Source organism: Mesobaculum littorinae (assembly GCF_004011175.1).
Taxonomy (GTDB): domain Bacteria; phylum Pseudomonadota; class Alphaproteobacteria; order Rhodobacterales; family Rhodobacteraceae; genus Tranquillimonas; species Tranquillimonas littorinae.
Window position 1 is genome coordinate 15,623 of the sequence record NZ_RQXX01000004.1, and the last position, 23,536, is coordinate 39,158.

The following is a 23,536-nucleotide window of genomic DNA, read 5'->3' on the forward strand; positions in this document are numbered from 1 at the left end:
CCTTTACAACCTGTGCCTGAAATCCGGTCGGCATCGGCCTCCTCCGTCAACTGATCGGATATTGGTCAACTTGATAAGACATGTCAAATACCTTCTGAGAAACGTTAGGCGCGTGTATAACCCCCTCTTTCCTAAGGTTATAATTCTCAATATGGAGGCGACCCGCACCGCGCACCCTCGCTCGACTTGACAAGTTTACCGATAAAGGGACAGTGTTCAGCCCATAGCAGGGAGGAGACCACGCATGACACCCGAAGAGATCGCGCAGCGCATGGACGGGCGCCTGGCCGACCGCGACGGCGGCGCCGCGGCGTTCCTGCCCTCGCCCATGGTCCAGAACCACGCGGCCTTCCTGGCGCGGCTGGCCGACGGGACGCTGGCCTGCGCATGGTTCGGCGGATCGCTCGAAGGCAAGTCCGACATCGCGATCCATGCCTGCCTTCTGGACGAAGGCGCCACCGCCTGGGGCCCCGCCGCACGGCTGTCGCATCTTGACGACCGGTCCGAGCAGAACCCGGTGATCTTCGTGGCGCCCGACGGGCGGACATGGCTTTTCAACACCGCGCAGCCCGCGGGTAACCAGGACGAATCCCGCGTCTGGCAGCGTGAACTGGTGCGCGACGGCGACCGCCTTGCCGCCCGCGATCCGCGCGAAACCGGGTTGCCGCCCGGCACCTTCATCCGTGGCCCGCTGACCCTGCGCGATGACGGCGCATGGATGCTGCCGCTGTTCCTGTGCAACCCGCGCCCCGGCGAACGCTGGACCGGCGCGCATGACACCGCCGCGATGGGCGTCAGCCGGGACGAGGGCGCCAGCTGGACCGTGGAGCCCGTACCGGGCTCGCTCGGGTCCGTGCACATGACGCCGGTTCCGCTGGGCGATAACCGGTTGGCGGCGCTCTACCGGCGCCGTCAGGCCGATGCGGTCCATCGCTCGCACAGCGACGATGGCGGACGGACTTGGTCCGCCCCCGCCCCCACCGACATCCCCAACAACAATTCTTCGATCTGCGCCGCGGCCCTGCCCGACGGGCGCGTCGCCATGGTCTGCAACCCGATCTCGGCCGCGACCTCGACGGCGCGGCGCGCCTCGCTCTACGACGAGCTTGGCGAAACCGACGACCGCCCCGACGCGCAGGGGGGCTGCCAGCCGGTCTGGGGCGTCGAACGCGCGCCCCTGACGCTTGCGATCAGCGATGATGGCGGCCGGACCTTTCCGCACCGCCTGATCGTCGAGGATGGCCCCGGCACCTGCCTGTCGAACGATTCGCTCGACGGCCGCAATCAGGAACTGTCCTATCCTGCGCTTCTGCCCCGTGCGGATGGCGGGATCGACATCGCCTTCACCTACCACCGCCGCGCCATCAAGCATGTCCGCCTCTCGGCCGACACCGTGGCGCGGATCGGCGTGAACACATGAAATACTCGGCGGTCGCAATCGCCGGATGGGAGGACCGAACATGAGCGGAATGGACACCCCGATCACCCTGCACCAGCCTAAACGGCTGGAGATCGGCGCCGGCGCGGCGGAGCGCCTGGGCGCCTGGGCCGAGGGCGCGCAGCGGCCGCTGATCGTGGCCAGCGGCCCGACGGCACAGTATGTCGACCGGCTGGGCCTGTCGGGCGACATCAAGGTGCTGGACGACATCCCGCCCGAACCCGACCTGCCCGCCTTCGAGGCCGCGCTGGCCGCCGCCCGCGCCCACAAGCCCGACCTTGTCGTCGGTCTGGGCGGCGGGTCGGTGCTGGATGTGGCCAAGCTTCTGGCCGCGCTCTGGGATGCCGAGACCGATCTGCGCAGCGTCGCGGGCCCCAACAAGGTGGCGGGCCGCACGTCGCGGCTGGCGCAGGTCGCGACCACCGCCGGAACGGGGTCCGAGGCGGGCATCCGCGCGCTGATCACCGACCCCGAGACGAAGTCGAAGATCGCCACCGAAAGCCCGCACCTGCTGGCCGATATCGCGATCCTCGACCCGGAACTTACCTATTCCGTGCCCCCCGCCGTCACCGCGGCGACGGGGATCGACGCCATGGCGCATTGCGTCGAGGCCTTCACCAACATCCGCGCCCATGACCTGATCGACGGCTACGCGCGCATGGGCTTCAACCTGGTGGGCAAGTACCTGCGCCGCGCGGTCGAGGACGGGACGGACACCGAGGCGCGGGCCGGCATGATGCTGGCCTCCTACTACGGCGGGCTCTGCCTCGGCCCCGTGAACACCGCGGCGGGCCATGCGCTGTCCTATCCGCTGGGCACGCGGCTGTCGCTGCCGCACGGGCTGGCCAACGCCATCATCTTCCCCCACGTGCTGGCTTATAACCAGAGCGTGGCCCCCGAGAAGACCGCCGAGATCGCCGCCGCGCTGGGACTGGCCGACGCCGCCACCGAAGAGACCCTGCTGCACAGCGCGCACGGCTTCTGCCGGGATCTCGGCGTCGAGATGCGGCTGGAGAAACACGGCGCCGACCGCGCCGCCCTGCCCGACTGGGCGGCCGAGGCCCATGCCATTCGCCGCCTGATGGACAACAACCCGCGCGACATGTCGGTCGAGGACGTGGCCCGCATCTACGACGCCGCCTACTAAGGACGCCCCACATGCCCTCAACCGCCTTTACCGCCCTCGTCACCTGCTTTGCCGAGGATGAGACGCTCGACCTGGCCGCCACCCGCGCGCAGGTCCGCCGCCAGGTCGCGGCCGGCAACGCCATCATGGCCGCCGGCACCAACGGCGACTTTACCGCGCTGACCTTCGACGAGCGTGTCGCGCTGGTCGAGGCCGCGGTGGACGAAGCCGCGGGCGCCGTGCCGGTCTTCGCCAATGCAGGCACTCCCGCAACCTACGAGACGGTCAAGCTGGCGCAGGAGTTCGACCGCATCGGCGTGAACGGCATCGCCGTCATCACGCCCTACTTCATCGCCGCCACGCAGGACGGGCTGGAGCGGCATTTTGCCCGTGTCGCCGACGCGGTGCAGACGCCGGTCTACCTGTACGACATCCCGGCCCGCACCCAGAACCACATCGAGCCCGACACCGCCCGCCGCCTTGCCGCGCATGGCAATATCCACGGCATCAAGGATTCCGGCGGCAAGCAGGACACGCTTGAGGCCTACATGGAGATCGGGCGCGAGGTTGACGGCTTCGACGTCTATTCCGGCCCCGATCACCTTGTCCTCTGGGCGCTGGAAAACGGTGCCGCTGGCTGCATCTCGGGCCTCGGCAACGCGATGCCCGAAACGCTGGCCGAAATCATCCGTGCCTTCGACGCCGGCGACATGGAGGCCGCGCGCGCCGCGCAAGAGCGCTACACCGCGTTCCGCACCGACCTTTACGCCCTTGGCTACCCGCCCGCGCTGGTAAAGCGGGCGCTGTGGTGCATGGACCCCTCGGTCGGCGCCAGCCGCCAGCCCGCCCTTCTGCCCGATCCGAAACAGGATCAGGCCATCCGCGACATCCTCGCGCGCTACGACCTGGGCTGAGGCACGATCCCGAAGGGGGGCGTCACGCCCCCCAAAGCCCGGTCGAACTGCCTAAAGCGACAGGTCCAGCAGGCTGCCGCCGAACAGGCGGTTGCGCGAATGCATGATGTGGCGGCGCATGACGTCGGACGCGGCGGCCGCATCCCCCGCCTCGATCGCGTCGAAGATCGCGCGATGCTCGGCCAGAACCTCCTCAAGCGCCCAGGCACCATCGGACATCAGCGACTCGCCGTGCAGCTTCATGCCGACATTGATGTGTTCGCGCAGGGCACGCAGCGACTCGACGTAGTACGAGTTGTTGGCCCCCTTCGCGATTGCGACGTGAAAGGTGAAATCAGCATCCTCGCGGTGCAGCCGCGACCCGGTAGCGTCGGCCAGCATGTCCAGGGCGCGGCTCATCTCGTCCAGCACCCCTTGGTTGCGGCGCCTGGCGGCCAGCGCGGCGGCGTCCCCCTCGAGCGTCAGCCGGAACTCGTAGCAGCGTTGGATGTCGGCAATCGTCTCGACCTTGGCATATCCCAGCGCGTTGTCGCGCTTGACCCGGACGAAGTTGCCCGCGCCCTGCCGCGAATAGATCAGCCCCTCGTCGCGCAATCGCTCCAATGCCACACGAAGCACCGGGCGCGACACGCCGAACTGGACCGAAAGCTCTTTCTCGGCGGGCAGCTTTTCGTTGGCGCCGTAATCGCCGCGCATGATCCGCGCGTGCATCGCGTCATAGACCTTTTCGGCCAAAGGCGGGCGGGCCCTGGGTTCGGCGTTCTGCGTCATGTCTTCCTCGGCTCCGCCGGCGCGCCACTCTCCTCCTGCCCGACCCATCCGGCCAGGCGGCACAACAGGTCGGGGGCGCCGAAGCCGCCGGACTTCGTCGCGATCAGAAAACTACCCCAGCTTGCAGGCGCGCTGCAAACCGGAAGCCCGGGGGCGAGTTCCGCCATCACGTCGACCACGTCGATGCCCAGCCGGTCGAGGATGGCGTCCGCCGTCTCTCCGCCCGAGGCCAGAAGGAACCGCGTGCCGGATTCGCGCACCAGCGCCGCGACCCCATGGGCAAAATCGGCGCCCGCCTCGCGCGCCGGGCGCCCGGCCCCGCCATCGGTCAGCTGCACCAAAGTCAGCGGCGCGCCGGCCCCGCCCGGCTGCAGCAGCCCGTCGGGCGCGCAGATCCGGGGGGCATGGTCGGCCAGCTCCTCGGCCTGCACCACGGTGATCGGATCGCGCGACCCCAACGCAAAGATCGCGGGCGCGGGCAGAAACGGGACCGCCCCCTGCCCCGCCGCGCCGAACCGCGCGCGCGCCAGCGCAAAGGCCAGCCCCCGCGCCCCGGCCCAAAGCGTGCCGCCGGGCGCCCCTGCCACGCAGGCGTCGATCTCGGCGTCGGACCCCGCCTCAGGCACCTCGATCCCGTCACGGGCCCCGCCGCCGAAGCGGTCGGCGATATCGATCGGGCGGTCGACGCCTGTCCCGGTGATCTGCCCCCCCTGCTGCACGCGGCCCATGTCGGGGATCGCCGGCAGGGCGAGGATGCGCGCGGCCCCCGCCGCCTGCGCGACGGCCCGGCTTTCGGCCGCCACGTGCCCTTTCAACCGCGAATCCACCTTCTTGAAGACCAGGGGAACGGCGCCAAGGTCCAGCATCGCGAAAAGACCCTGCAACCGGGCCAGCGCCTCGGCCTCGGGGATTTCGCGGCTGGCGGTGTTGACGGCAATCACCGCCGCACCGGTTGCCAGGGCCTGCGGCACGGCCTCGACCCGCCGCGCGACGCAGACGCGCCGCCCCGGCCCGGCGAAGGCCACGGCGGAATCGAGCGTTCCGGTCAGATCATCCGCGATCACCAGGACCTGCGGACCGAAGCCGCTGTCTTCGATGTGACCAGCCCCGCTGTCGGCCATTCTTTCGGCCATGTTGTAAACTTTCCCTGTCATGCGGGAATTGCCTGTTATTCCCAAATTCTTCGCCCAACCATGCCAGAGCGCGCCGCCTGCGTCGATAGCCGTTGTAACCTATTTACCTATAGGTTATCCCGAACCTGACAGACGCGGAGGAGAGACAAGATGACTGCGCCAATCGTAATCACCATGGGCGATCCGTCCGGCGTCGGCGCCGAGGTCAGCGTCAAGGCGCTGGCGGCCCGCGACCCCGAGATCCGCGCCGCGACGCATGTGATCGGCGACCGCGACACGATGCAGCGCGCGGCGCATGCCTGCGGTATTGATCTGCCGATCCTCGCCCCCGGCGATGCGGGCGACGGAATCCGCGTCGATCACGTCGCGGTGGATGGGCTGCCCGGGAAATTCGGCGTGCTCGACCCCGCCTGCGGCGAAGCCGCGTTTCGCTACATCGACCACGCGGTCAAGCTGACGAGCAGCGGCAAGGCCGGTTGCATCGTCACCGCGCCGATCAACAAGGAGGCGCTGAACGCCGCCGGCCATCACTACGACGGCCACACCGGCATGCTGGCGCACCTGACGGGGTCGAAGTCCTCGTGGATGCTTCTGGCGTCCGAGCGGCTGAACGTCGTCCATGTTTCGACCCATGTGTCGCTGAAGGATGCCATCGGGCGTGCAACGACGGAACGCGTGCTTGAAACCATCCGCACCGGCGACCGGCACCTGAAGCGCATGGGCCTGTCCGCTCCGCGCATCGCGGTGGCCGGGATCAACCCGCATTGCGGCGAAAACGGCCTTTTCGGGACCGAGGATGACGATGCCATCCGCCCGGCGGTCGAGGCCGCGCAGGCCGAGGGGATCGACGCTCAGGGCCCGATTTCGGCCGATACCGTCTATCACCGCGCCTATAACGGCGCTTTCGACCTGGTGATCGCGCAGTACCACGATCAGGGGCACATCCCGATCAAGCTGGTGGCCTTTGATTCGGCGGTGAACGTGTCGCTGGGCCTGCCGATCGACCGTTGCTCCGTCGATCACGGCACTGCCTTCGACATCGCCGGCACCGGCAAGGCCAACCACGTCAACATGCTGTCGGCACTCGATTATGCCACGGCCATGGTCGCCGCGAAACGCTGACCCAAGCCGGGGGGCGCAGGCCCCCCGCTGCCCCAGCCGCGCGGCCATCGAAACCTAGCCCAGCAGCGCGTCCGACACGGCGCGGCGCAGCGCGTGGATGCCGCTGTCGGCATGGCGCGTCGGATGCACACGGTTCGTCAGCAGCGCCCAGGCGATGCCGCGCCCCGGGTCGATCCAAAGCCCCGTTCCCGTGAACCCCGTATGCCCGAATGCCGCCGCGCCGGCATGGTCCCCGCCGGGCCAACCGGGATGCTGCGCCTCCCACCCCAGCGTGCGGGTGGGCGACATGCGCCGGGCGGCCAGCGCGCCGGGCTGGGCCAGCAGTCGCGCGCCCCCATCCAGAACCGCGTCGAGCGTCCCGAAGAGACCGGCATGCCCGGCCCCCTGCAGGGCGGCCGCGTTTTCGTCATGCACCTCGCCGCACAGAACGCGGCCGCGCCACGGACAGAGCTCGGTCGCCGCGCAGGCCGCGGGATCGGGGGCAAAACTGAAGCCCTCCCCGGGATCCATGTCACGGATCGATCGCCCCTCGAGCCGCTCCAGGGCGATTCCCAGCAGGATGAAGTTGAGGTCCGAGTAGACCGCCGGGCCCACGGGCCAGTCGCGTTGCAGCACGAAGGCGCGCAGCGTCGCGGGATCGGCGCCGTAGGTGTAGATCGGATGCGACGCGGGCAGCGACGTTTCATGTGAAAGCGCCTGTGCGAAGGTGACGTGCCGCAGCGGGCTTTGCTGCACGTGCATCGCAAGATCCGGGATCGCGTCCGTCAGCGGCGCATCGAGGGCAATGCGCCCCGCGGCGACATGGTCCAGGATGCGCGCGGCGGTAAAGAGCGGCTTGGTCAGCGAGGCGAGGTCGAAGACCGTCGCCCGCGTCATCCCGCGCCGCGAGGGGACATGCTGGGCATGACCCGTCACGTGAACCCGGCGTCGCCCCGGTTCCACCACGCCGAAACACGCGCCCGGGATGCGGCCCGCCGCCACGGCCGTGTCGATCAGGGCGCAGGCCGCGGCAAAGCCTCGGTCCGAAACCTCAGGCAATCAGGGCGTGCCGTTCGCGATGTTCGAACGCGGTGCCATCCTCGTCGAACAAATGCAGCGCCTGCGGCGGGAAGCGCAGGCCGATGCGTTCGCCCGTCTTCTGCATCACGCCGCCATCGGCCTTAACCACGAAGGGCTCTTCGTTGCCGAGATCGACGTGCAGGTAGGTCTCGCCGCCCAGACGCTCGGCCACGAGAACTTCGCCCGAAAGGGTGCCCTCCTCGGGCGCCACCATCTCGACATGCTCAGGCCGGATGCCCAGTGTCACCGGACCGGTGCCGTCGCGGGCCTCGACCGGAACCTCGATCTGCGCCGAGCCGTGGGTGGTCACGGTCGTGGCCCCCTGACGCTCGGCGGCAAGGAAATTCATCTTGGGGCTGCCGATGAAGCCCGCGACGAAAGCGTTGCGCGGGTGGTGATAAAGCTCCAGCGGCGTGCCCACCTGCTCGATCCGGCCATCGCGCAGCACCACGATGCGGTCGGCCAGCGTCATCGCCTCGACCTGGTCGTGGGTGACGTAGATCATCGTCGTCTCCAGCCGCTGGTGCAGGCGCAGAAGCTCGACCCGCATCTGCACGCGCAGCGCTGCGTCGAGGTTCGACAGCGGTTCGTCGAAGAGGAAGATCTCGGGGTCGCGAACGATGGCACGGCCGATGGCGACACGCTGGCGCTGGCCGCCGGACAGCTCTTTCGGGCGGCGTTTCAGCAGATGCTCTAGCCCCAGGATATCGGCAGCCTTGCGCACCCGTTCGTTGATCAGCTTCTTGTCCTCGCCCGCGTGGCGCAGGGCGAAGGCCATGTTGCCGTAGACGTCCTTGTGCGGGTAAAGCGCGTAGCTTTGGAACACCATGGCGATGCCACGATCCGACGGCGCGATGTCGTTCACCGTCTCGTCGCCGATCACCACGTCGCCGCCCGAGATCTCCTCAAGCCCCGCGATCATCCGCAGAAGCGTGGACTTGCCGCAGCCCGAGGGGCCGACAAAGACGACGAATTCGCCGTCGGTCACGTGCAGGTCGATGCCGTGGATGACCTCGGTCTTACCGAAGGCCTTGCGCACGTCTTTCAGAACGAGGTCGGACATGTCTTATCCCTTAACGGCGCCGGAGGTGATGCCCGAGATGAGCTGACGCGAGAAGATCGCGTAGAGCACCAGCACCGGAAGAATGGCGATGGAAAGCGAGGCGAGCACCGCGCTCCAGTTGACGGTGTACTGCCCGATGAACTGCTGCACACCCAGCGTCACGGTCTTGGTCGCGTCGGACGAGGCCAGGATCAGCGGGAACCACAGGTCGTTCCAGATCGGGATCATCGAGAAGACCGCGACCGTGGCCAGCACCGGGCGCACCAGCGGCAGCACCACCTCGAAGAAGATGCGGTATTCCGACAGCCCGTCGACGCGGGCGCAGTCCTTGATGTCGCGGCTCAGGGTCCGCATGAACTCGGTCAGGATGAACACCGCGATGGGCAGGCCCTGCGCGGTGTAGACGAAGATCAGCGACACAAGCGTGTTGACGAGATCGAGCTGCACCATCAGCTGCAGGATCGCCACCGTGCCCAGCCGGATCGGCACCATGATCCCGAGAATCATGTAGACGCTGAGGATCCCGTTCAGCCTGAACCGGTATTCCGACAGCGCATGCGCCGCCATGGCACCAAGGAGCAGGATCAGAAACAGCGACACGACCGTCACGATCAGCGAATTGCCGTAATAGAGAAGGAAGCTGCCTTCGCTCAGCACCGTGGAATAGCCTTCGAGGCTGAAGGTCTCGGGCCCCGGCAGGGCCAGCGGCTCGGTGAAGATGCCGCGGCGGTTCTTGAAGCTGTTGAGGATGACGACGATCACCGGAAACAGCGCGATGATCGTGTAGCCCAGAAGGACGGCGTGCACCGTCGCCGCGGTGCCCCAGCTTTTGCTGCGGCCGCGGCGGGATCTGCTGGTGTCGGGTGTGTCGGTCATGGCCGCCTCACATCTCGTAGCGGGTCAGGCGGCGCTGTACGCCGACGAGGTAGATCGTGACGCCGACGAGGATCACGAAGAACATCATGCTGGCCACGGTCGCGCCCATGTAGATGTCACCGATCTGGGTCTGCTGTCCGAAGAAGGTGCGGAACATCAGCGTGCCCATGATGTCGGTCGAATAGTCGGGGGGGCCAAGCACGCCCTGGATCGAATAGATCAGGTCGAAGGCGCTGGTGAAGTTGCCGATATAGGTCAGGATCGCGACGATCCCCAGTGTCGGCAGGATCAGCGGCAGCTTGACCTTCCAGAAGATCCACCACCCCGAAAGCCCGTCGACCCGCGCGGCATCCAGAAGCTCGTCCGGGATCGACAGCAGCGCGGCGTAGATCAGCATCATGGGGATGCCCACGTATTGCCAGACCGAGATCAGCGACACCGCGGTCAGCGCCGAATCCTCAAGTCCCAGCCAGGGCGCGTAGAGAAAGCCGAGGCCCACGGCGCTCAGCATCCCCTCGGCCACGCCCCAGAGCGGCGACAGGATCAGCTCCCAAACGAAGCCGACGATGACCACGGAAAGAAGCGTCGGCACGAAGATCAGCGTGCGGTAGGCGCCGCCAAAGCGCGGCGCCAGCGACAGAAGCGCCGCCAGCAGAAGGCCAAGCGGGTTCTGCACCACCATGTGGATGAAGAAGAGGATCAGGTTGTTCCAGAGCGCGTTCCAGAACCGCACCGACCAGTTGGAATCGAACAGCAGCCGGGCGTAGTTTCCCAACCCCGTCCAGACGGCGGACCCGTCGTCCAGCCCGTCGAACAGCGACAGGCGCAGGCTTTCAACCAGCGGGTAGATCGAGAAGATCGTGTAGATCAGCAGCGCCGGCGCCAGGAACACGACGATATGCGCCGTGCCGGCCCGCCTGCGGCGGCGGCGGGTCGGACGGCGGTCCGCCATCTGGGTCGTTGCGTCGGTCATGTGGGCGCTCCGGTCGTGGCGACCCGCCCCCCGCACCGGGGGACGGGCCTACACCGCATCAGTTCTGCTGCGGCTCATACCAGGAGGCGAGGCCGTCCTGAAGCTGCTGTCCCGCCTCTTCGGGCGAGGTCGATTCGTTCAGCACGTTGGCCGACAGCACCCACATCTCGTTCCAGAGGTTCGGTTCGCCGCGCGACAGGATCTGGCTGGCGACCCGGACGGTGCTTTCGCAGTTGTCCCGGAACGACATGAACTCCTGCGCCAGCGGGTTCTCGATCTCGAACTCGGCGTTCGACAGCGAGAAGAAGCCGGGCAGCGCGTTGGTGTAAAGCTCGGCGAACTCGGGGCTGGCGACCCAGTTCAGGAATTCGCGCGCCGCTTCGGGATGTTCGGTGTTGCCGTTCATCCCGATGCCGATGTCGGTATGGTCCGAGATGTAGCAGGTGTCGCCCTCGGCCTGAACCGGCGGGGGGAACGCGCCCATTTCAAAGAACGCCTGTTCGGTGAAGCCCGAGATTTCCCACGAACCGGCGGGGTAGATCGCGGCCCGGCCCAGCGTGAACAGGTTCTGGCTGTCCGAGTAGCTTTGCGCCTGGTAGGCCGAGCCCATGTAGTCGGTCCAGCGCACCATCTGTTCGTAGGGCGCGACGAACTCCTCGTCGGTGAACTTGGCCTCGCCGTCGATCAGCGCCTGCCGGCCCTCTTCGCCCTTCCAGTAGTTCGGGCCGATGTTGGTGTAGGCCATCGTCGCGGCCTCCCACTGGTCGGCCGAGCCCATGGCCAGCGGGATGTAGGTGCCGTCTTCCTTGATCGCGTCGAGGACGGCGAAGAACTCGTCGACGGTCTCGGGCTCTTCCAGCCCCAGCTCGTCAAAGGCCTCGCGGTTGTAGATGAAGCCGTGGATGACGCTGGCCATCGGCACGCAGAAGGTGTTGGCGCCGTCATCCGTCGACCACGCCGCCTTGGCGAAATCGGGGAAGTTCTCAAGCCCCTCTAGGTCGGTGATGTCGGCCAGCTGGCCCTTGTTGTAAAGCGGCAGAGAGCCGTCGAAGGACCGGCAGGTGATGATGTCGCCCGCGGTGCCGCCCTCGAGCCGGGCGTTCAGCGCGGCGTTGTATTCGGTGGGTGCGGTGGGGGTGAAATCGATCTTGATGTCGGGGTGGCTTTCCTCGAACGCGGGGATCAGCGTGTTGTCCCAGATCGCCTGATCCTCGGACCGCCAGCTTTCCACGGTCAGCGTGACCTCCTGCGCCACGGCGGTGCCGCCCAGCAGGCACAAGGCCGCGCCGGCGGTGGTCTTCATCAGCAGATGTTTCATGGTCGTCTCCCTGTTTTGTCCGTGTCGCCGCGGCGATCCATGCACCGGCGGTCGTCTCCTTGTCACGCCTCTCGTTGCGCCGGGCAAAGCCTCAGGCCCTCTCCCGGTCCAGCGTTTCCAGCGCGGTGCGCAGGCGGCCGCGCGCCGCCTCCAGCCGGGTCGAGGCCTCGGCCGGGTCGAGCCCGCGCAGCACCAGCGCCGCGGTCTTGATATCCCCCCCGGCTCGGGTCAAAGCCGCGCGCGCGGCGTCCTCGGGCGCATCGACGATGCTCCGCAGGATCGACAGGCGGCGCTTTTCCAGCTTGATGTTCGACGAGGCAAGATCGGACATGAGGTTGCCGTAGGTCCGCCCCAGCCGCACCATCACCGCCGTCGACAGGACGTTGAGCGCGATCTTCTGCGCCGTCCCCGCCGCCATCCGGGTCGACCCGGCGACGACCTCGCCACCCGTCGGCAGCTCGATCGCGTGGTCGCAGGCGGCGGCCAGCGGCGCGCCTTCGTTGTTCATCACCCCGATGGTCAGGGCGCCGCGTGCGCGGGCCGCATCGGCTGCGGCCACCGCGTAAGGCGTGCGCCCGCTCGCCGCGACCGCGATCAGAACATCTGCGGGGCCCAGGTCCATCGCGTCGATCTCTTCCGCGACCCCGGTCGCGTCCTCCGCCCCCTCGACCGAGCGGACGAGCGCGGGCTCACCCCCCGCCATCAGGTAGACCAGACGGTCGTGCGGCCAGTTGTAGGTAGGATGCAGTTCGACCCCGTCCTGCACGGCCAGCCGCCCCGAGGCCCCGGCCCCGCAATAGACGATCCGGCCCGCCCCGTCCCCAAGCCGCGCGGCGGCGGCGTCAGCGGCGGCGGCAAGGCATGGTTGGGCGGCCCGGACCAGCGCGGCGGCACCCAGCTGCGATTCGACCAGGGCGGTGGTCACATCCGCCACGGGCCAGGTGTCGAGTGCGGCAAAACGCGGGCTGACAGCCTCGGTGCTCATGCATCCTCCCATGGACAAATCCGAATCGATCTTGCGACAGAGCATTGCCAATGACCAGACCATTTTCAACACCAACCTTCGCACAAGCATACCAATCCGCAACTTTGGTATTGATGGCGGTCCGCAGGGCGGTATAGCGTTTTCCCGTAGGCGTTGTGAAAGGGCGGTCTTGCGCATGAACGATACCAGTCCCCTGATCGCCGTCGATGGCGGCGCCACCAGCACCCGTGTACGGCTACTGGAGCCCGCGACCGGCCGGGTGCTGGGCGAAGGCAGCGCCGGCCCCTCGTCGCTGACCCTCGGGGTGGATCAAGCCTGGCGCAACATCTCCGCCGCGGTCGCCGTCGCCGCGGACGGCCTGCCCCTGCGGGCACCGCGGCTGTTCTGCGGGCTGGCGGGCGGACGCAGCCCGACCCGGCGCGCCGAGTTCCACCGCACAGATCCGCTGGGCTGCGCCGAAATCGTCGTGGCGACGGATGGCTATGCCTCCCTGCTGGGCGCGCTCGCCGGGGCCCCGGGGGCGGTGCTGGCCATCGGCACCGGCGTTGCGGCCTTCGCGCTGGACGCAGGCGGCGGGGTGCGCAGTGCCAGCGCCTGGGGGTTCGCCGTCGGCGACGAAGGCGGCGGGGCATGGCTGGGGCGCCGCGCCGTGACCTGCCTGACCCAGTGGCTGGACGGACGGATCACCACGCCCTCGCCGCTTTGGGACAGCCTCGGCGCCGCGATCGGAGACGAGTTCGACGCGATCCAGGTCTGGCTTGCCGCGGCCGGGGCGACGCAGTTCGCCACCCTTGCCCCCCTCGTGATCGACGCGGCCCGAGGCGGCGATGCGTTTGCCCTGTCCCTGCTGGATGACGCCACCGCAGAGCTCGTCCGTGCGGTGCAGGCCGTCGCGCCCGACGGGCCGGTGGCACTGCTGGGCGGACTTGCCCCGACCTTTGCGCCGCGGTTCCCGCTCGACCTGCGCGCGCGGCTGATCGAGCCCCGGGGCACGGCGCTGGACGGGGCGGCGCTGATGGCGCGCGACGGCTGGCGCGAGGCGCTGGCCCCGCTGCCCCCCGAGGAGCCCCGGCATGACAGCCCCTGACCATGACCCCGGGACAAATTCCACCCCCGAGTTGCCGCGCTACCGCGCGCTGGCCAACCTTCTGACGCAACAGATCGAAAGCGGCGAGTTCGCGCCCGGCGCCGCCCTGCCGCCCGAACGCGCCCTGGCCGAGATGCACGCCGTCAGCCGCGTCACCATCCGCAAGGCCATCGAACAGCTGTCCGGCGTCGGGCTGGTCGAACAACGGCGCGGCGCGGGCACCTTCGTCGCCCGCCGGGTGTCGCAGCCCCTGTCGATCCTGACGAGCTTTTCCGAAGACGTCGCCGCCCGAGGCATGGTCGCGAAATCGCGGCTGGTCAGCAGCGGCACCGGCATCGCCAGCCCCGAAGAGGTGATCGGCCTCGGCGTGCCGCCGGGCACCGCCGTCACCCGCATCACCCGCCTGCGCTCGGCCGATGGCCAGCCCCTGGCGCTCGAGGCCTCGACCGTCCTGCACGACGCGCTGCCCGATCCCGACATGGTCACGACCTCGCTTTACGCGGTGCTGGGCGACCGCGGGATGCGCCCGGTGCGCGCGGTGCAGCGCCTGACCGCGGTAGCGATCGACGCCTATGCCGCCGGCCTGCTCAAGGTTGCGCCGGGCGCGCCGGCCCTTCTGATCAATCGCATCGGCTATGCCGCCGACGACCGGGCGGTGGAATTCACCCGCTCGACCTTTCGCGGCGACCGCTGGGATTTCGTGACAGAACTTTCGTGAGGGACCTTCCGATGACCGACCACCTCGATGGCTCCATCCTGACGCCCGGCGGCTGGATCGCGGGCCGCGTCACCTTCGGCGACCGGATCACGGCCGTCGAGGGCACGCCAACGGGGCTGCCGCGGCCGCCCTATATCCTGCCCGGTTTCGTCGACACCCATGTCCATGGCGGCGGCGGGGCCGACATGATGGAGGGGGCCGAGGCGATCCGCACCGCGGCCCGGGCCCATGTCAGGCACGGCACGACCTCGATCTGCCCGACCTCGGTGACCGCGCCGGACGACGACACCGAACGCTTTCTCGATGGCGTGGCCGCGGCGATGGAGGCAAACTGGCCCGACGCGGCGCGGGTACTGGGCGCACATCTCGAAGGGCCGTTCATCAACCCCGACAAGCTGGGCGCGCAGCCGCCCTTTGCCCGGGCTCCCGACCTCGAGCGGCTTCGCGACTGGACCCGGCGCGCCCGCGTGCGGGTGATGACTTTCGCGCCCGAGATGGACGCGGACCACGCCCTGCGCGACGCACTGGCCGCCGCAGAGATCCGGGCGCAGGCCGGACATTCGCTGTGCACCTACGCCCAGGGTGCCGCCGCTCTGGCCGCAGGCTGTGGCGTGACGCATCTTTTCAACGCGATGAGCGGGATTGCCCATCGCGGCAACGGGCTGGCCGGCGCCGCGCTGGCACAGGCGCGTTTCGCCGAGGTCATTCCCGATCTCGTCCATGTCGAGGCGGGCGCGATCCTGGCCGCCCGCCGCGCGATCCCCGACCTATACGGCGTGACCGACGCCACTGCGGGGGCGGGCATGCCGGATGGCGACTACCGGCTGGGCCGGCACGACGTGATCAAGCGCGACGGCGCCATGCGGCTGGCCGACGGCACGCTGGCGGGCTCCGCCCTGACCATGGATCAGGCGCTGCGCAACCTCGTGGCCATAGGCCTGCCGCTGGACGAGGCCGCGCGCCGCCTGTCCACCCTGCCCGCCGACTGGCTGGGCCTGAGCCGGATCGGGCGGATCGCCCCCGGCGCCCATGCCGATCTTCTGAGCCTTGACGCCGACCTCACGCTTGGCCGCGTGCTGAAGGACGGCACCGACATCCTGCCCGAAAGGTAGCCCATGGAAATCGTTCCCGCCCCGACGCGCGACGCCGCCGTCGCGCTGACCGCGAAACTGATCGAATCGCGCCTGCGCGACAAACCCAACCTGGTGCTGGGCCTCGCCACGGGCCGCACGATGGAAGAGGTCTATGCGAGACTCGTCGCCTCGGGCGTGTCCTTCGCGCGGTGCACGACCTTCAACCTCGACGAATACGTGGGCCTGCCGCCGGAGGATCCGAACTCCTACGCCGCCTACATGCGCCATCACCTTTTCGACCACGTCGATATCGACCCGGCGCGGATAAACCTTCCCGACGGCATGGCCGACGACCTGTCCGTCGCGGCCGCGGACTACGAACGCCGCATCGCGGGGGCGGGCGGCATCGACCTGCAACTTCTGGGAATCGGCGAAGCCGGCCATATCGGGTTCAACGAACCCCTGTCGGCCCTGAGGTCGCGTACCCGCGACAAGATCCTGACCCCCGTCACCCGGGCACAGAACGCGGGCATGTTCGGCGGCGACCCCGACGCGGTGCCGAAACGCGCGCTGACCATGGGGGTCGAGACGATCCTCGAGTCGCGGGAACTTGTGCTGCTGGCCTCGGGCCGGGCCAAGGCGTCGGTCGTGGCAAAGGCGGTCGAGGGGCCGCTGACCGCGCGGATCTCGGCCTCGGCGATCCAGCTGCACACCCATTGCAAGGTGATCCTAGACGACGAAGCCGCATCGGATCTTGAAGGACTGGCATATTACCGCGAGGTCTGCCGGAACGAGGAGAAATGGGATCCCTACCGCAGTTTGCTGTGATATTGCGCCCAAGGCCCCGAGGATCGACCCGATCCCGGGGCCCGGCTGCGGCCCGCCGCCTCCACGCGGTTGCGGATGGGCGCGCGCAGGTTTTCGCCACTCAGCCCCGCAGAGGGACGCTGACGTTGCGGAAACCGGCGAGCATGTGCCGCTTGCCTTGTTTTGCTGAGTGAAATCGTTGTGTCCCGAATGAACTTCACGTTACATGCGCCCAATGGCCCCGGTGCGAGGGCGAATTGAGGAGATAAAAATGGCGAAACCGATGACCAAGACGCAGCTCGTTGCGGCGCTGGCCGAAAAGATGGACAGCGACAAGAAAAGCGCGGGCGAAGCGCTGGATGCCATCACCGGCATCATCACCGAAGAAGTCAGCCAGGGCGGCGCGGTCACCCTGCCCGGCGTCGGCAAGATCTACTGCCGCGAGCGGCCCGAGCGCATGGTGCGCAACCCGGCCACCGGCGAGCAGATCAAGAAAGACGCCGACAAGGTCGTCAAGATGACCATCGCCAAGGCGCTGAAAGACAGCGTCAACGGCTAAGGCCGTTTGGGCCCGCGGTGCCGCGCGCATCCCGGGCCCCGATCCCCGCGCCCCGATCTTCAGGCGCAGCGCGGGGATGTCCTCTCCCGGACTACCTGCCACGATCGGACGACGGCCATGGATCTGCGCTCTTTCGGCATGGGACTGGCTTTTGCGCTGATGTGGTCCTCGGCCTTCACGGCGGCCCATATCATCGTCGCCGCCGCCTCGCCGCTCTGGGCGCTGTGCCTTCGTTTCGCGATCTCCGGTGTCATCGGTGTCGGCATCGCCCTGGCCCTGGGCCAGACATGGCGGCTGACCCGTGCGCAACTGCGCGGCACCCTGATCTTTGGCATCTGCCAGAACACCCTATACTTGGGCGCCTATTTCGTCGCCATGCAGCAGGTTCAAGCCGGGCTTGCCGCGATCGTGGCTTCGACCATGCCGCTTCTGGTCGCGCTGTCGGAATGGCTGTTCTTTGGTCGCCGCGTGCCCCGCCTGGGCGTCGCCGGGCTGGTTGCCGGGCTTCTGGGCGTCGCGGTCATCATGGGTTCGCGCCTGTCCGCGGGCGTGGACCTCGGGGGGCTGGCACTGCTTGTCCTGGGCGTGCTGGCGCTGACCTTTGCCACGCTGTCGGTACGCGGCGCCAGTTCCGGCGGCAACGTCCTGATGGTCGTCGGCCTGCAGATGCTGGTCGGCGCCGCCGCGCTCGGCCTCGTTGCGCTGGGGTTCGAAGAGTTCCGCGTCGACTGGAGCGCGCGTCTCGTCGCGGCCTTCGCCTACACCACACTGGTTCCGGGCCTTGCCGCGACGGTGGTCTGGTTCCTGCTTGTGCATCGGATCGGCGCGGTGAAGGCGGCGACTTTCCACTTTCTCAATCCCTTTCTCGGCGTTGCCATCGCCGCCGTCCTCCTGGGCGAGGAGCTGAGCATGCTCGACGGCATCGGCGTCGCGATCATCGCGGGGGGGATCCTGGCGGTGCAGCTATCGCGCCAGAAGGCGCCGCGCCCCGGCCTCGCCTGACCGGCCCGGTGCGCGCGCGGATGCGCGGATGCGCGGATGCGCGAAAGACTGCCGGGTCGCTCCGCATCGATCACAATACGGAGCAGCGACGCATCCAAATCGGCCCCCGGCGGTTAACAGCACAGCTGCCACTGATGCCGAGGTTCGACATGCCGCCCGCCCACTCCGCCGCCAGACCGATGATCCCGGGGTTTGCCGCCCTGGCCCTGATGATGACTTGGGCAACGGCGCAGGCGGGGGCGATGATGGACTACACGCCCGGCCTACTGAGAGAAGAGCTTTCGGCCGGGCGCAAGGTGCTGCTGATCTTCACCGCACCCGACTGCGAAGACTGCAGGATGCAGCAGACCACTATCGACGACTGGCACAGTGGCGACCGGGCGCGTGCTGCGGTGGTGTCGATGGTGACGATCGACTGGAAGATGTCTCAGAAGGACCCGCTGCCCAAGCGGCTGGGCGTGTCGGGGCCCGGCACGCTGGTGCTGCTTGCGCCGGAGGGTGAGCTGGGGCGCGTATCGCCCGGCGACGGCAAGGCCGCGGTGACGGCGCTTCTGAAGCAGGCCCTGCCGCCCGAGGGCTAGATCGCCGTCGCCGCCCTTCGCCGGTCAGCCGATCCGGCCGCGCACGCCGCCGGTCTGGCCGCGGTCCAGCAGAAGGTGATCGAGGATCACGGCTGCCGCCATCGCCTCGGCCACCGGAACCGCGCGGATGCCAACGCAGGGGTCGTGCCGCCCCTTGGTGATGATCTCGGTGGGCGCGCCGCCCTTGGTGATCGTGGCGCGCGGCTTCAGGATCGACGACGTCGGCTTGACCGCGAAGCGCACCACGATGTCCTGCCCGGTCGAGATACCGCCAAGGATCCCGCCTGACCGGTTCGATCCGTAGACGGGGCCGTCGGGGCCCATCGAGATTTCGTCGGCATTGTCCTCGCCCGTCAGGGCGGCGGCGTTCATGCCCTCGCCGATCTCGACCCCCTTGACCGCGTTGATCGACATCATCGCCGCGGCGAGATCGGTGTCGAGCTTGCCGTAGACCGGCGCGCCCAGCCCGACGGGCACGCCTGAAAGACACAGCTCGACCGCGGCGCCGGCGGAATTGCCGGACTTTCGCAGGTCGTCCAGGTAGCCGGCCCAGACTTCGGCCGCCTGTGCGTCGGGGGTCCAGAAGGGATTACGTTCGACCTCGTCCCAGTCGAAGCGGTCGCGGTCGATCCGGTGCGGACCGATCTGCACCATGTAGGCGCGCAGGCTCAACCCCGGCACCAGCGCGGCCAGCGCCGCACGTGCAACACCCCCCGCCGCGACCCGCGCGGCGGTTTCGCGGGCCGAGGACCGGCCGCCGCCGCGATAATCGCGGATCCCGTATTTCTGCCAGTAGGTGATGTCCGCATGGCCGGGGCGGAAGGTCTCGGCGATCTCGCCGTAATCCTTGGACCGCTGGTCGGTGTTGCGGATCATCAGCTGGATCGGGGTGCCGGTGGTCACCCCCTCGAACACGCCCGACAGGATTTCGACCTCGTCCGCCTCGCGCCGCTGGGTGGTATAGCGGTTCTGCCCGGGCTTGCGCCGGTCCAGCCACTGCTGCAACTGCGCCGCGTCCAGGGGGATGCCCGGGGGGCAGCCGTCGACCGTGGCCCCCAGCGCAGGGCCGTGGCTTTCGCCCCAGGTGGTGACGCGGAACAGGTGCCCGTAGGTGTTGATGCTCATCGCCGATCTCCCCTCTGATCCGCGCGGTCTAGCCGTGCTGCCCCGAACGCTCAAGTCCGCGGGAACAGGCCGGCATCCGAACGGGCCTTCCGACGAACTCGCCATCCTCCGATCGAGCCTGCCGTTCAAGCCCGCCGGCCAAGCCACACAATCCGGCCCGCGACCCGGCCTTATGGCGTCGATCTTAGGGATGCGGATGGTGCCCCTTGCCGTCCGCCCCTCGACGCACTACGTTGATCGGAACCTCGGGGTGCCCCTCGAACGGGGGCTGAGACGCCGATGATGGCGGACCCGTCGAACCTGAACCGGTTAGAACCGGCGGAGGGAAGGTCATGCCGTTTTGCGCCTGCCCGCTTCTCTCCGATTTATGGGAGAGCCCGATGCGCCGCACCCCACTTGCCATCTTCGCGGCGCTGACAGCCCTGCCTGCCCTGCACGCTGCCGCGCAGGAAACGCCGGTGCTGACCGTCTATACCTATGACAGCTTCGATACCGAATGGGGCCCCGGCCCGCGGATCGAACCCGCGTTCGAAGAACGATGCGGCTGCGACCTGCAATTCGTGGGCGCGGGCGACGGGGCGGCCTTGCTGGCGCGGCTCAGGCTGGAAGGGGGCAATACCGATGCCGACGTCGTGCTGGGGCTCGACACCGCGCTGACCGCCGCCGCGCGCGACACCGGCCTCTTTGCCCCCCACGGGATCGAGGTGCCGCCGCTCGACCTGCCCGTCGACTGGCAGGACGATACCTTCGTACCCTTCGACTGGGGTTATTTCGCCTTCGTGCACGCCCGCGATTTCGACCCGCCCGCCAATTTCCGCGACCTCGCCGACAGCGAGGCGCAGGTGGTGATCCAGGATCCCCGCTCCTCCACCCCCGGGCTGGGGCTGCTGATGTGGGTCAAGGCGGCCTATGGCGACGCGGCGCCCGAAATCTGGGAGGGGCTGGCCGACAACATCGTCACCGTGACAAAGGGCTGGTCCGAGGCCTATGGCCTGTTCCTGGATGGCGAGGCCGACATGGTGCTGTCCTACACCACCTCGCCCGCCTACCACGTCGCGGCCGAGGCGGACGACACCAAGACCGCGGCGCCCTTCGACGAAGGCCACTACCTGCAGGTCGAGGTCGCGGCCCGGCTGGCAGGGTCGGACCAACCCGAACTGGCGCGGGACTTTCTCGACTTCATGCTGACTGCACCGTTCCAGACGGCGATCCCCGAAACCAACTGGATGTATCCCGCCGTCACCCCGGAGGCGGGACTGCCCGCCGCCTATGACGGGTTGATCCGCCCCGGGACCGCGCTGCTTCTGTCGCCGGACGAGGCGCGCGCGATCCGCGACACCGCCTTGGACGAATGGCTGACCGCCCTCAGCCGCTAGGCGCGGCGGGCGCCGCGGGGCTGATCGCGGCGGCGGTGGTACTGGCGCTGACGCTGGGCACCGCGCTGCTGACCCTGTCGCGGGCCCAGGGCGTGGCGCGACTGGGCGCTGCGGACTGGGCCGCGATCCGGTTCACGCTGGGACAGGCGGCGATATCGGCGGGGCTGTCGGTGGCGTTGGCGATCCCGGTCGCCCGGGCGCTGGCGCGGCGCCGCTTTGCCGGGCGCGCGGCGCTGGTGACGCTTCTGGGCGCGCCGTTCATCCTGCCGGTGATCGTCGCGGTGCTGGGCCTGCTGACCGTCTTCGGGCGCAATGGCTGGGCCAGTGCCGCGCTGGACCTGGCGGGTCTGCCGCCGCTCGACATCTACGGCGGGCATGGCGTGATCCTGGCGCACGTCTTCCTGAACCTGCCGCTGGCCACCCGGCTGATCCTTCAGGGCTGGCTGGCGGTGCCGTCCGAACGCTTTCGCCTTGCCGCCGACCTGGGCTTCGGCCCGCCCCAGATCAGGCGCCATATTGAATGGCCGATGCTGCGCGAGGTCTGCCCCGGCACGCTGATCGTGATCTTCCTGGTCTGCACGACCTCCTTCGCGGTGGCCCTGACACTGGGCGGCGGCCCCCGCGCCACCACGGTCGAGCTGGCCATATACCAGGCCTTCCGGTTCGAGTTCGACCTCGGCAAGGCTGCCCTTCTGGCGCTGGTGCAACTCGCGCTGTCGGGCGTAGCGGCGCTGCTGGCGCTAGGGCTCGCGGTGCCGCAGGCGGCGGCGGGCGGGCTGGACCGGGCCGTCGAACGCTGGGACGCGCAGGGACCTTGGCACCGCGGCGGCGATGCCGCGCTGATCGCGCTGGCGGCGGCCTTCCTCGTCCTGCCTCTTCTGGCGATCTTCCTCGACGGCGTGCCGGGTCTGGCCCGGATGCCCGCCAGCATATGGGGCGCCGCGCTGCGCTCGCTCGCCGTGGCGCTGGCGTCGGGTGCTCTGACCCTCGCTCTGGCCCTGCCGATGGCGCTGGCCGCCGCACGGCCCCGCCCCGGCGCGCGGATGGTCGAGGCGGCGGGGTATCTGAGCGTCGCGGTCTCGCCCCTCGTCATCGGGGTCGGCCTGTTCCTGCTGGTTCGCCCGATCGCCAATCCCACGGCCCTCGCCCTGCCGGTGACGGCGCTGGTCAATGCCGCGATGAGCCTTCCCTTTGCCCTGCGCGCCCTGATCCCCGCGGCCCGCGCGACCGAGGCCATCTATGGCCCGCTGGCCGATCAACTGGGTCTGCAGGGGCGCGCGCGACTGCGGCGGCTGATCCTGCCGCGCCTGCGTCGGCCCATGGGCTTTGCGATGGCGCTGGCGGCGGCGCTCAGCATGGGGGACCTCGGGGTGATCGCGCTTTTCACCGATCCCTCGGCCGGGACCCTGCCCTTTGCGCTCTACGGCCTGATGGGCGCCTACCGGATGGACGCGGCCGCAGGCGCCGCGCTGATTCTTCTGGCCAGCAGCCTCGCGCTGTTCTGGCTGTTCGACCGCGGAGGACGGCTTGATGCTGACACTTGAGGGGGTCGAGATCCGGCGCCCGGGCTTTGCCCTTGCCGCCGACCTTGCGATCGAAAACGGCGCGCGGGTGTCGGTCCTGGGCCCCTCGGGCGCGGGCAAGTCCACGTTGCTGTCGGCGATCGCCGGGTTCCTCCTGCCGGATGCCGGCCGCGTCGCCTTTGACGGGCGGGATCTTGCGCCGCTGCCCCCGGGCCGGCGGCCCGTGTCGATGATCTTTCAGGACGGCAACCTGTTTCCGCATCTCACCGCCTTCGAAAATGCCGCGCTGGGGCTGCGCCTTTCGGGCCGCCTGACGCGGGAGGAACGAGACCGGGTTGCCCGCAGCCTCGACCGCGTAGGACTGGAGGGGCTGGGCGACCGCAAGCCCGGCGCGCTCTCCGGCGGGCAACAGGGGCGCGTGGCCCTGGCGCGGATCCTGCTGCGGGCGCAGCCGGTGATGCTGCTCGACGAACCCTTCGCGGCGCTCGGCCCGGCCTTGAAACGACGGATGCTGGCGCTGGTCGACGAGGTCGCGACCGAGATCGGTGCGACGGTCCTCATGGTCAGCCATGATCCGCAGGATGCCCGCCGGTTGGGCGGCCAAACGGTCTTCGTGGCCGGCGGACGCGCCCACGCGCCCGCCCCGACCGCGCATCTGCTGGACCAGCCGCCCCCTGCCTTGCGGACCTATTTGGAGGGCTGAGCCCGCCCGCACCCCGGCTATCCGCGACCCGGCCCGCAAGCGCGGCGCCTGCGGCACAGCCGCCGTGGCGCCGGGTGCCGTCGAGGGGCGCGGAACGCGCGCGAATTCTCCGCCGCGACCCGCCCCGCCCGGGTGGCAGAGACCCACCACATCCCTCCTGCGCCGGACCGAGACCGGACCGCGGCGGCCGGGCCCCGCGCCGCC

Annotated in this window: 23 protein-coding genes and 1 riboswitch; of the genes, 14 read left to right on the top strand and 9 right to left on the bottom strand. The window is 69.0% G+C overall.

Going from position 1 to position 23,536, the window contains the following annotated elements:
- The first annotated feature begins 244 nt into the window (after positions 1 to 244).
- The 3 genes from EKE94_RS12305 to dapA are packed head-to-tail and all read left to right on the top strand — an operon-like array spanning position 245 to position 3,478.
- Positions 245 to 1,420, top strand: a complete 1,176-nt coding sequence (locus EKE94_RS12305) for a sialidase family protein (RefSeq protein WP_127906938.1) — start codon at positions 245 to 247, stop codon at positions 1,418 to 1,420.
- 40 nt (positions 1,421 to 1,460) lie between these two features.
- Complete coding sequence (locus EKE94_RS12310; protein WP_127906939.1) at positions 1,461 to 2,585, top strand: iron-containing alcohol dehydrogenase; 1,125 nt, start codon at positions 1,461 to 1,463, stop codon at positions 2,583 to 2,585.
- 11 nt (positions 2,586 to 2,596) lie between these two features.
- Positions 2,597 to 3,478, top strand: coding sequence for a 4-hydroxy-tetrahydrodipicolinate synthase (gene dapA, locus EKE94_RS12315; protein ID WP_127906940.1), 882 nt, complete (start codon positions 2,597 to 2,599; stop codon positions 3,476 to 3,478).
- 51 nt (positions 3,479 to 3,529) lie between these two features.
- On the opposite strand, the gene EKE94_RS12320 is transcribed toward dapA, so the two are convergent.
- Positions 3,530 to 4,249: a FadR/GntR family transcriptional regulator gene (locus EKE94_RS12320; RefSeq protein WP_127906941.1), complete on the bottom strand. Its 720-nt coding sequence runs from the start codon at positions 4,247 to 4,249 to the stop codon at positions 3,530 to 3,532.
- Complete coding sequence (locus EKE94_RS12325; protein ID WP_127906942.1) at positions 4,246 to 5,403, bottom strand: four-carbon acid sugar kinase family protein; 1,158 nt, start codon at positions 5,401 to 5,403, stop codon at positions 4,246 to 4,248. The genes EKE94_RS12320 and EKE94_RS12325 overlap by 4 nt, the downstream gene beginning before the upstream one ends.
- A 129-nt stretch (positions 5,404 to 5,532) precedes the next feature.
- On the opposite strand from EKE94_RS12325, the gene pdxA reads away from it, so the two are divergent.
- Positions 5,533 to 6,504: a 4-hydroxythreonine-4-phosphate dehydrogenase PdxA gene (gene pdxA / locus EKE94_RS12330; RefSeq protein WP_127906943.1), complete on the top strand. Its 972-nt coding sequence runs from the start codon at positions 5,533 to 5,535 to the stop codon at positions 6,502 to 6,504.
- A 54-nt stretch (positions 6,505 to 6,558) separates the two neighbouring features.
- On the opposite strand, the gene EKE94_RS12335 is transcribed toward pdxA, so the two are convergent.
- The 6 genes from EKE94_RS12335 to EKE94_RS12360 all read right to left on the bottom strand — a co-directional run bounded on the left by EKE94_RS12335 (position 6,559) and on the right by EKE94_RS12360 (position 12,778).
- Positions 6,559 to 7,542 (bottom strand): serine hydrolase domain-containing protein, encoded by a 984-nt coding sequence (locus EKE94_RS12335; RefSeq protein ID WP_127906944.1) that lies wholly within the window; start codon positions 7,540 to 7,542, stop codon positions 6,559 to 6,561.
- Positions 7,535 to 8,626, bottom strand: a complete 1,092-nt coding sequence (locus EKE94_RS12340; protein ID WP_127906945.1) for an ABC transporter ATP-binding protein — start codon at positions 8,624 to 8,626, stop codon at positions 7,535 to 7,537. The genes EKE94_RS12335 and EKE94_RS12340 overlap by 8 nt, the downstream gene beginning before the upstream one ends.
- Positions 8,627 to 8,629: 3 nt before the next feature.
- Complete coding sequence (locus EKE94_RS12345; RefSeq protein WP_127906946.1) at positions 8,630 to 9,502, bottom strand: carbohydrate ABC transporter permease; 873 nt, start codon at positions 9,500 to 9,502, stop codon at positions 8,630 to 8,632.
- A 7-nt stretch (positions 9,503 to 9,509) separates the two neighbouring features.
- The gene (locus EKE94_RS12350) at positions 9,510 to 10,454 is read right to left on the bottom strand and encodes a carbohydrate ABC transporter permease (protein ID WP_206615077.1); all 945 of its coding nucleotides are present in this window, start codon (positions 10,452 to 10,454) and stop codon (positions 9,510 to 9,512) included.
- A gap of 79 nt (positions 10,455 to 10,533) precedes the next feature.
- The gene (locus tag EKE94_RS12355) at positions 10,534 to 11,793 is read right to left on the bottom strand and encodes an ABC transporter substrate-binding protein (RefSeq protein WP_235856012.1); all 1,260 of its coding nucleotides are present in this window, start codon (positions 11,791 to 11,793) and stop codon (positions 10,534 to 10,536) included.
- Positions 11,794 to 11,884: 91 nt separating this feature from the next.
- Entirely contained in the window at positions 11,885 to 12,778 is an 894-nt protein-coding gene (locus EKE94_RS12360; RefSeq protein ID WP_127906948.1) for an N-acetylmuramic acid 6-phosphate etherase, read from the bottom strand.
- 175 nt (positions 12,779 to 12,953) lie between these two features.
- On the opposite strand from EKE94_RS12360, the gene EKE94_RS12365 reads away from it, so the two are divergent.
- The 7 genes from EKE94_RS12365 to EKE94_RS12395 all read left to right on the top strand — a co-directional run bounded on the left by EKE94_RS12365 (position 12,954) and on the right by EKE94_RS12395 (position 18,605).
- Complete coding sequence (locus EKE94_RS12365; RefSeq protein WP_164870917.1) at positions 12,954 to 13,865, top strand: BadF/BadG/BcrA/BcrD ATPase family protein; 912 nt, start codon at positions 12,954 to 12,956, stop codon at positions 13,863 to 13,865.
- On the top strand, positions 13,852 to 14,583 hold the full coding sequence (locus tag EKE94_RS12370; RefSeq protein ID WP_127906950.1) for a GntR family transcriptional regulator: 732 nt from the start codon (positions 13,852 to 13,854) through the stop codon (positions 14,581 to 14,583). Before EKE94_RS12365 ends, EKE94_RS12370 begins: the two co-directional genes overlap by 14 nt.
- 11 nt (positions 14,584 to 14,594) lie before the next feature.
- Positions 14,595 to 15,695 (top strand): N-acetylglucosamine-6-phosphate deacetylase, encoded by a 1,101-nt coding sequence (locus EKE94_RS12375; protein ID WP_127906951.1) that lies wholly within the window; start codon positions 14,595 to 14,597, stop codon positions 15,693 to 15,695.
- Positions 15,696 to 15,698: 3 nt separating this feature from the next.
- Positions 15,699 to 16,484, top strand: a complete 786-nt coding sequence (gene nagB, locus EKE94_RS12380; RefSeq protein WP_127906952.1) for a glucosamine-6-phosphate deaminase — start codon at positions 15,699 to 15,701, stop codon at positions 16,482 to 16,484.
- A gap of 250 nt (positions 16,485 to 16,734) precedes the next feature.
- Positions 16,735 to 17,022: an HU family DNA-binding protein gene (locus EKE94_RS12385; protein WP_127906953.1), complete on the top strand. Its 288-nt coding sequence runs from the start codon at positions 16,735 to 16,737 to the stop codon at positions 17,020 to 17,022.
- Between the two features lie 117 nt (positions 17,023 to 17,139).
- Entirely contained in the window at positions 17,140 to 18,024 is an 885-nt protein-coding gene (locus EKE94_RS12390) for a DMT family transporter (RefSeq protein ID WP_127906954.1), read from the top strand.
- Positions 18,025 to 18,158: 134 nt separating this feature from the next.
- Positions 18,159 to 18,605: a thioredoxin domain-containing protein gene (locus tag EKE94_RS12395; RefSeq protein ID WP_127906955.1), complete on the top strand. Its 447-nt coding sequence runs from the start codon at positions 18,159 to 18,161 to the stop codon at positions 18,603 to 18,605.
- A 24-nt stretch (positions 18,606 to 18,629) separates the two neighbouring features.
- Here EKE94_RS12395 and aroC read toward each other — a convergent pair whose 3' ends face one another.
- Positions 18,630 to 19,730 carry a chorismate synthase gene (aroC, locus tag EKE94_RS12400; RefSeq protein WP_127906956.1) on the bottom strand — a complete coding sequence of 367 codons (1,101 nt, stop codon included), beginning with the start codon at positions 19,728 to 19,730 and terminating at the stop codon, positions 18,630 to 18,632.
- A gap of 236 nt (positions 19,731 to 19,966) precedes the next feature.
- A riboswitch (TPP riboswitch) is annotated at positions 19,967 to 20,074 on the top strand.
- 36 nt (positions 20,075 to 20,110) lie between these two features.
- Here aroC and thiB point away from each other — a divergent pair.
- From thiB to EKE94_RS12415, 3 genes are read left to right on the top strand one after another with little or no spacing between them, the layout of a single operon-like run.
- Entirely contained in the window at positions 20,111 to 21,106 is a 996-nt protein-coding gene (gene thiB / locus EKE94_RS12405; RefSeq protein WP_127906957.1) for a thiamine ABC transporter substrate binding subunit, read from the top strand.
- Positions 21,082 to 22,650, top strand: a complete 1,569-nt coding sequence (locus tag EKE94_RS12410) for an ABC transporter permease family protein (protein ID WP_127906958.1) — start codon at positions 21,082 to 21,084, stop codon at positions 22,648 to 22,650. The genes thiB and EKE94_RS12410 overlap by 25 nt, the downstream gene beginning before the upstream one ends.
- Positions 22,637 to 23,332 carry a thiamine ABC transporter ATP-binding protein gene (locus EKE94_RS12415; protein WP_127906959.1) on the top strand — a complete coding sequence of 232 codons (696 nt, stop codon included), beginning with the start codon at positions 22,637 to 22,639 and terminating at the stop codon, positions 23,330 to 23,332. The genes EKE94_RS12410 and EKE94_RS12415 overlap by 14 nt, the downstream gene beginning before the upstream one ends.
- The last annotated feature ends 204 nt before the right edge of the window (positions 23,333 to 23,536 follow it).

Excerpts from the sequence above, each read along its gene's own strand:
- EKE94_RS12305 (WP_127906938.1), top strand. The coding sequence starts at position 245 with ATGACACCCGAAGAGATCGCGCAGCGCATGGACGGGCGCCTGGCCGAC.
- EKE94_RS12310 (WP_127906939.1), top strand. The coding sequence starts at position 1,461 with ATGAGCGGAATGGACACCCCGATCACCCTGCACCAGCCTAAACGGCTG.
- dapA (WP_127906940.1), top strand. The coding sequence starts at position 2,597 with ATGCCCTCAACCGCCTTTACCGCCCTCGTCACCTGCTTTGCCGAGGAT.
- EKE94_RS12320 (WP_127906941.1), bottom strand. The coding sequence starts at position 4,249 with ATGACGCAGAACGCCGAACCCAGGGCCCGCCCGCCTTTGGCCGAAAAG.
- EKE94_RS12325 (WP_127906942.1), bottom strand. The coding sequence starts at position 5,403 with ATGACAGGGAAAGTTTACAACATGGCCGAAAGAATGGCCGACAGCGGG.
- pdxA (WP_127906943.1), top strand. The coding sequence starts at position 5,533 with ATGACTGCGCCAATCGTAATCACCATGGGCGATCCGTCCGGCGTCGGC.
- EKE94_RS12340 (WP_127906945.1), bottom strand. The coding sequence starts at position 8,626 with ATGTCCGACCTCGTTCTGAAAGACGTGCGCAAGGCCTTCGGTAAGACC.
- EKE94_RS12345 (WP_127906946.1), bottom strand. The coding sequence starts at position 9,502 with ATGACCGACACACCCGACACCAGCAGATCCCGCCGCGGCCGCAGCAAA.
- EKE94_RS12350 (WP_206615077.1), bottom strand. The coding sequence starts at position 10,454 with ATGGCGGACCGCCGTCCGACCCGCCGCCGCCGCAGGCGGGCCGGCACG.
- EKE94_RS12355 (WP_235856012.1), bottom strand. The coding sequence starts at position 11,793 with ATGAAACATCTGCTGATGAAGACCACCGCCGGCGCGGCCTTGTGCCTG.
- EKE94_RS12360 (WP_127906948.1), bottom strand. The coding sequence starts at position 12,778 with ATGAGCACCGAGGCTGTCAGCCCGCGTTTTGCCGCACTCGACACCTGG.
- EKE94_RS12365 (WP_164870917.1), top strand. The coding sequence starts at position 12,954 with ATGAACGATACCAGTCCCCTGATCGCCGTCGATGGCGGCGCCACCAGC.
- EKE94_RS12370 (WP_127906950.1), top strand. The coding sequence starts at position 13,852 with ATGACAGCCCCTGACCATGACCCCGGGACAAATTCCACCCCCGAGTTG.
- EKE94_RS12375 (WP_127906951.1), top strand. The coding sequence starts at position 14,595 with ATGACCGACCACCTCGATGGCTCCATCCTGACGCCCGGCGGCTGGATC.
- nagB (WP_127906952.1), top strand. The coding sequence starts at position 15,699 with ATGGAAATCGTTCCCGCCCCGACGCGCGACGCCGCCGTCGCGCTGACC.
- EKE94_RS12385 (WP_127906953.1), top strand. The coding sequence starts at position 16,735 with ATGGCGAAACCGATGACCAAGACGCAGCTCGTTGCGGCGCTGGCCGAA.
- EKE94_RS12390 (WP_127906954.1), top strand. The coding sequence starts at position 17,140 with ATGGATCTGCGCTCTTTCGGCATGGGACTGGCTTTTGCGCTGATGTGG.
- EKE94_RS12395 (WP_127906955.1), top strand. The coding sequence starts at position 18,159 with ATGCCGAGGTTCGACATGCCGCCCGCCCACTCCGCCGCCAGACCGATG.
- aroC (WP_127906956.1), bottom strand. The coding sequence starts at position 19,730 with ATGAGCATCAACACCTACGGGCACCTGTTCCGCGTCACCACCTGGGGC.
- thiB (WP_127906957.1), top strand. The coding sequence starts at position 20,111 with ATGCGCCGCACCCCACTTGCCATCTTCGCGGCGCTGACAGCCCTGCCT.
- EKE94_RS12410 (WP_127906958.1), top strand. The coding sequence starts at position 21,082 with ATGGCTGACCGCCCTCAGCCGCTAGGCGCGGCGGGCGCCGCGGGGCTG.
- EKE94_RS12415 (WP_127906959.1), top strand. The coding sequence starts at position 22,637 with ATGCTGACACTTGAGGGGGTCGAGATCCGGCGCCCGGGCTTTGCCCTT.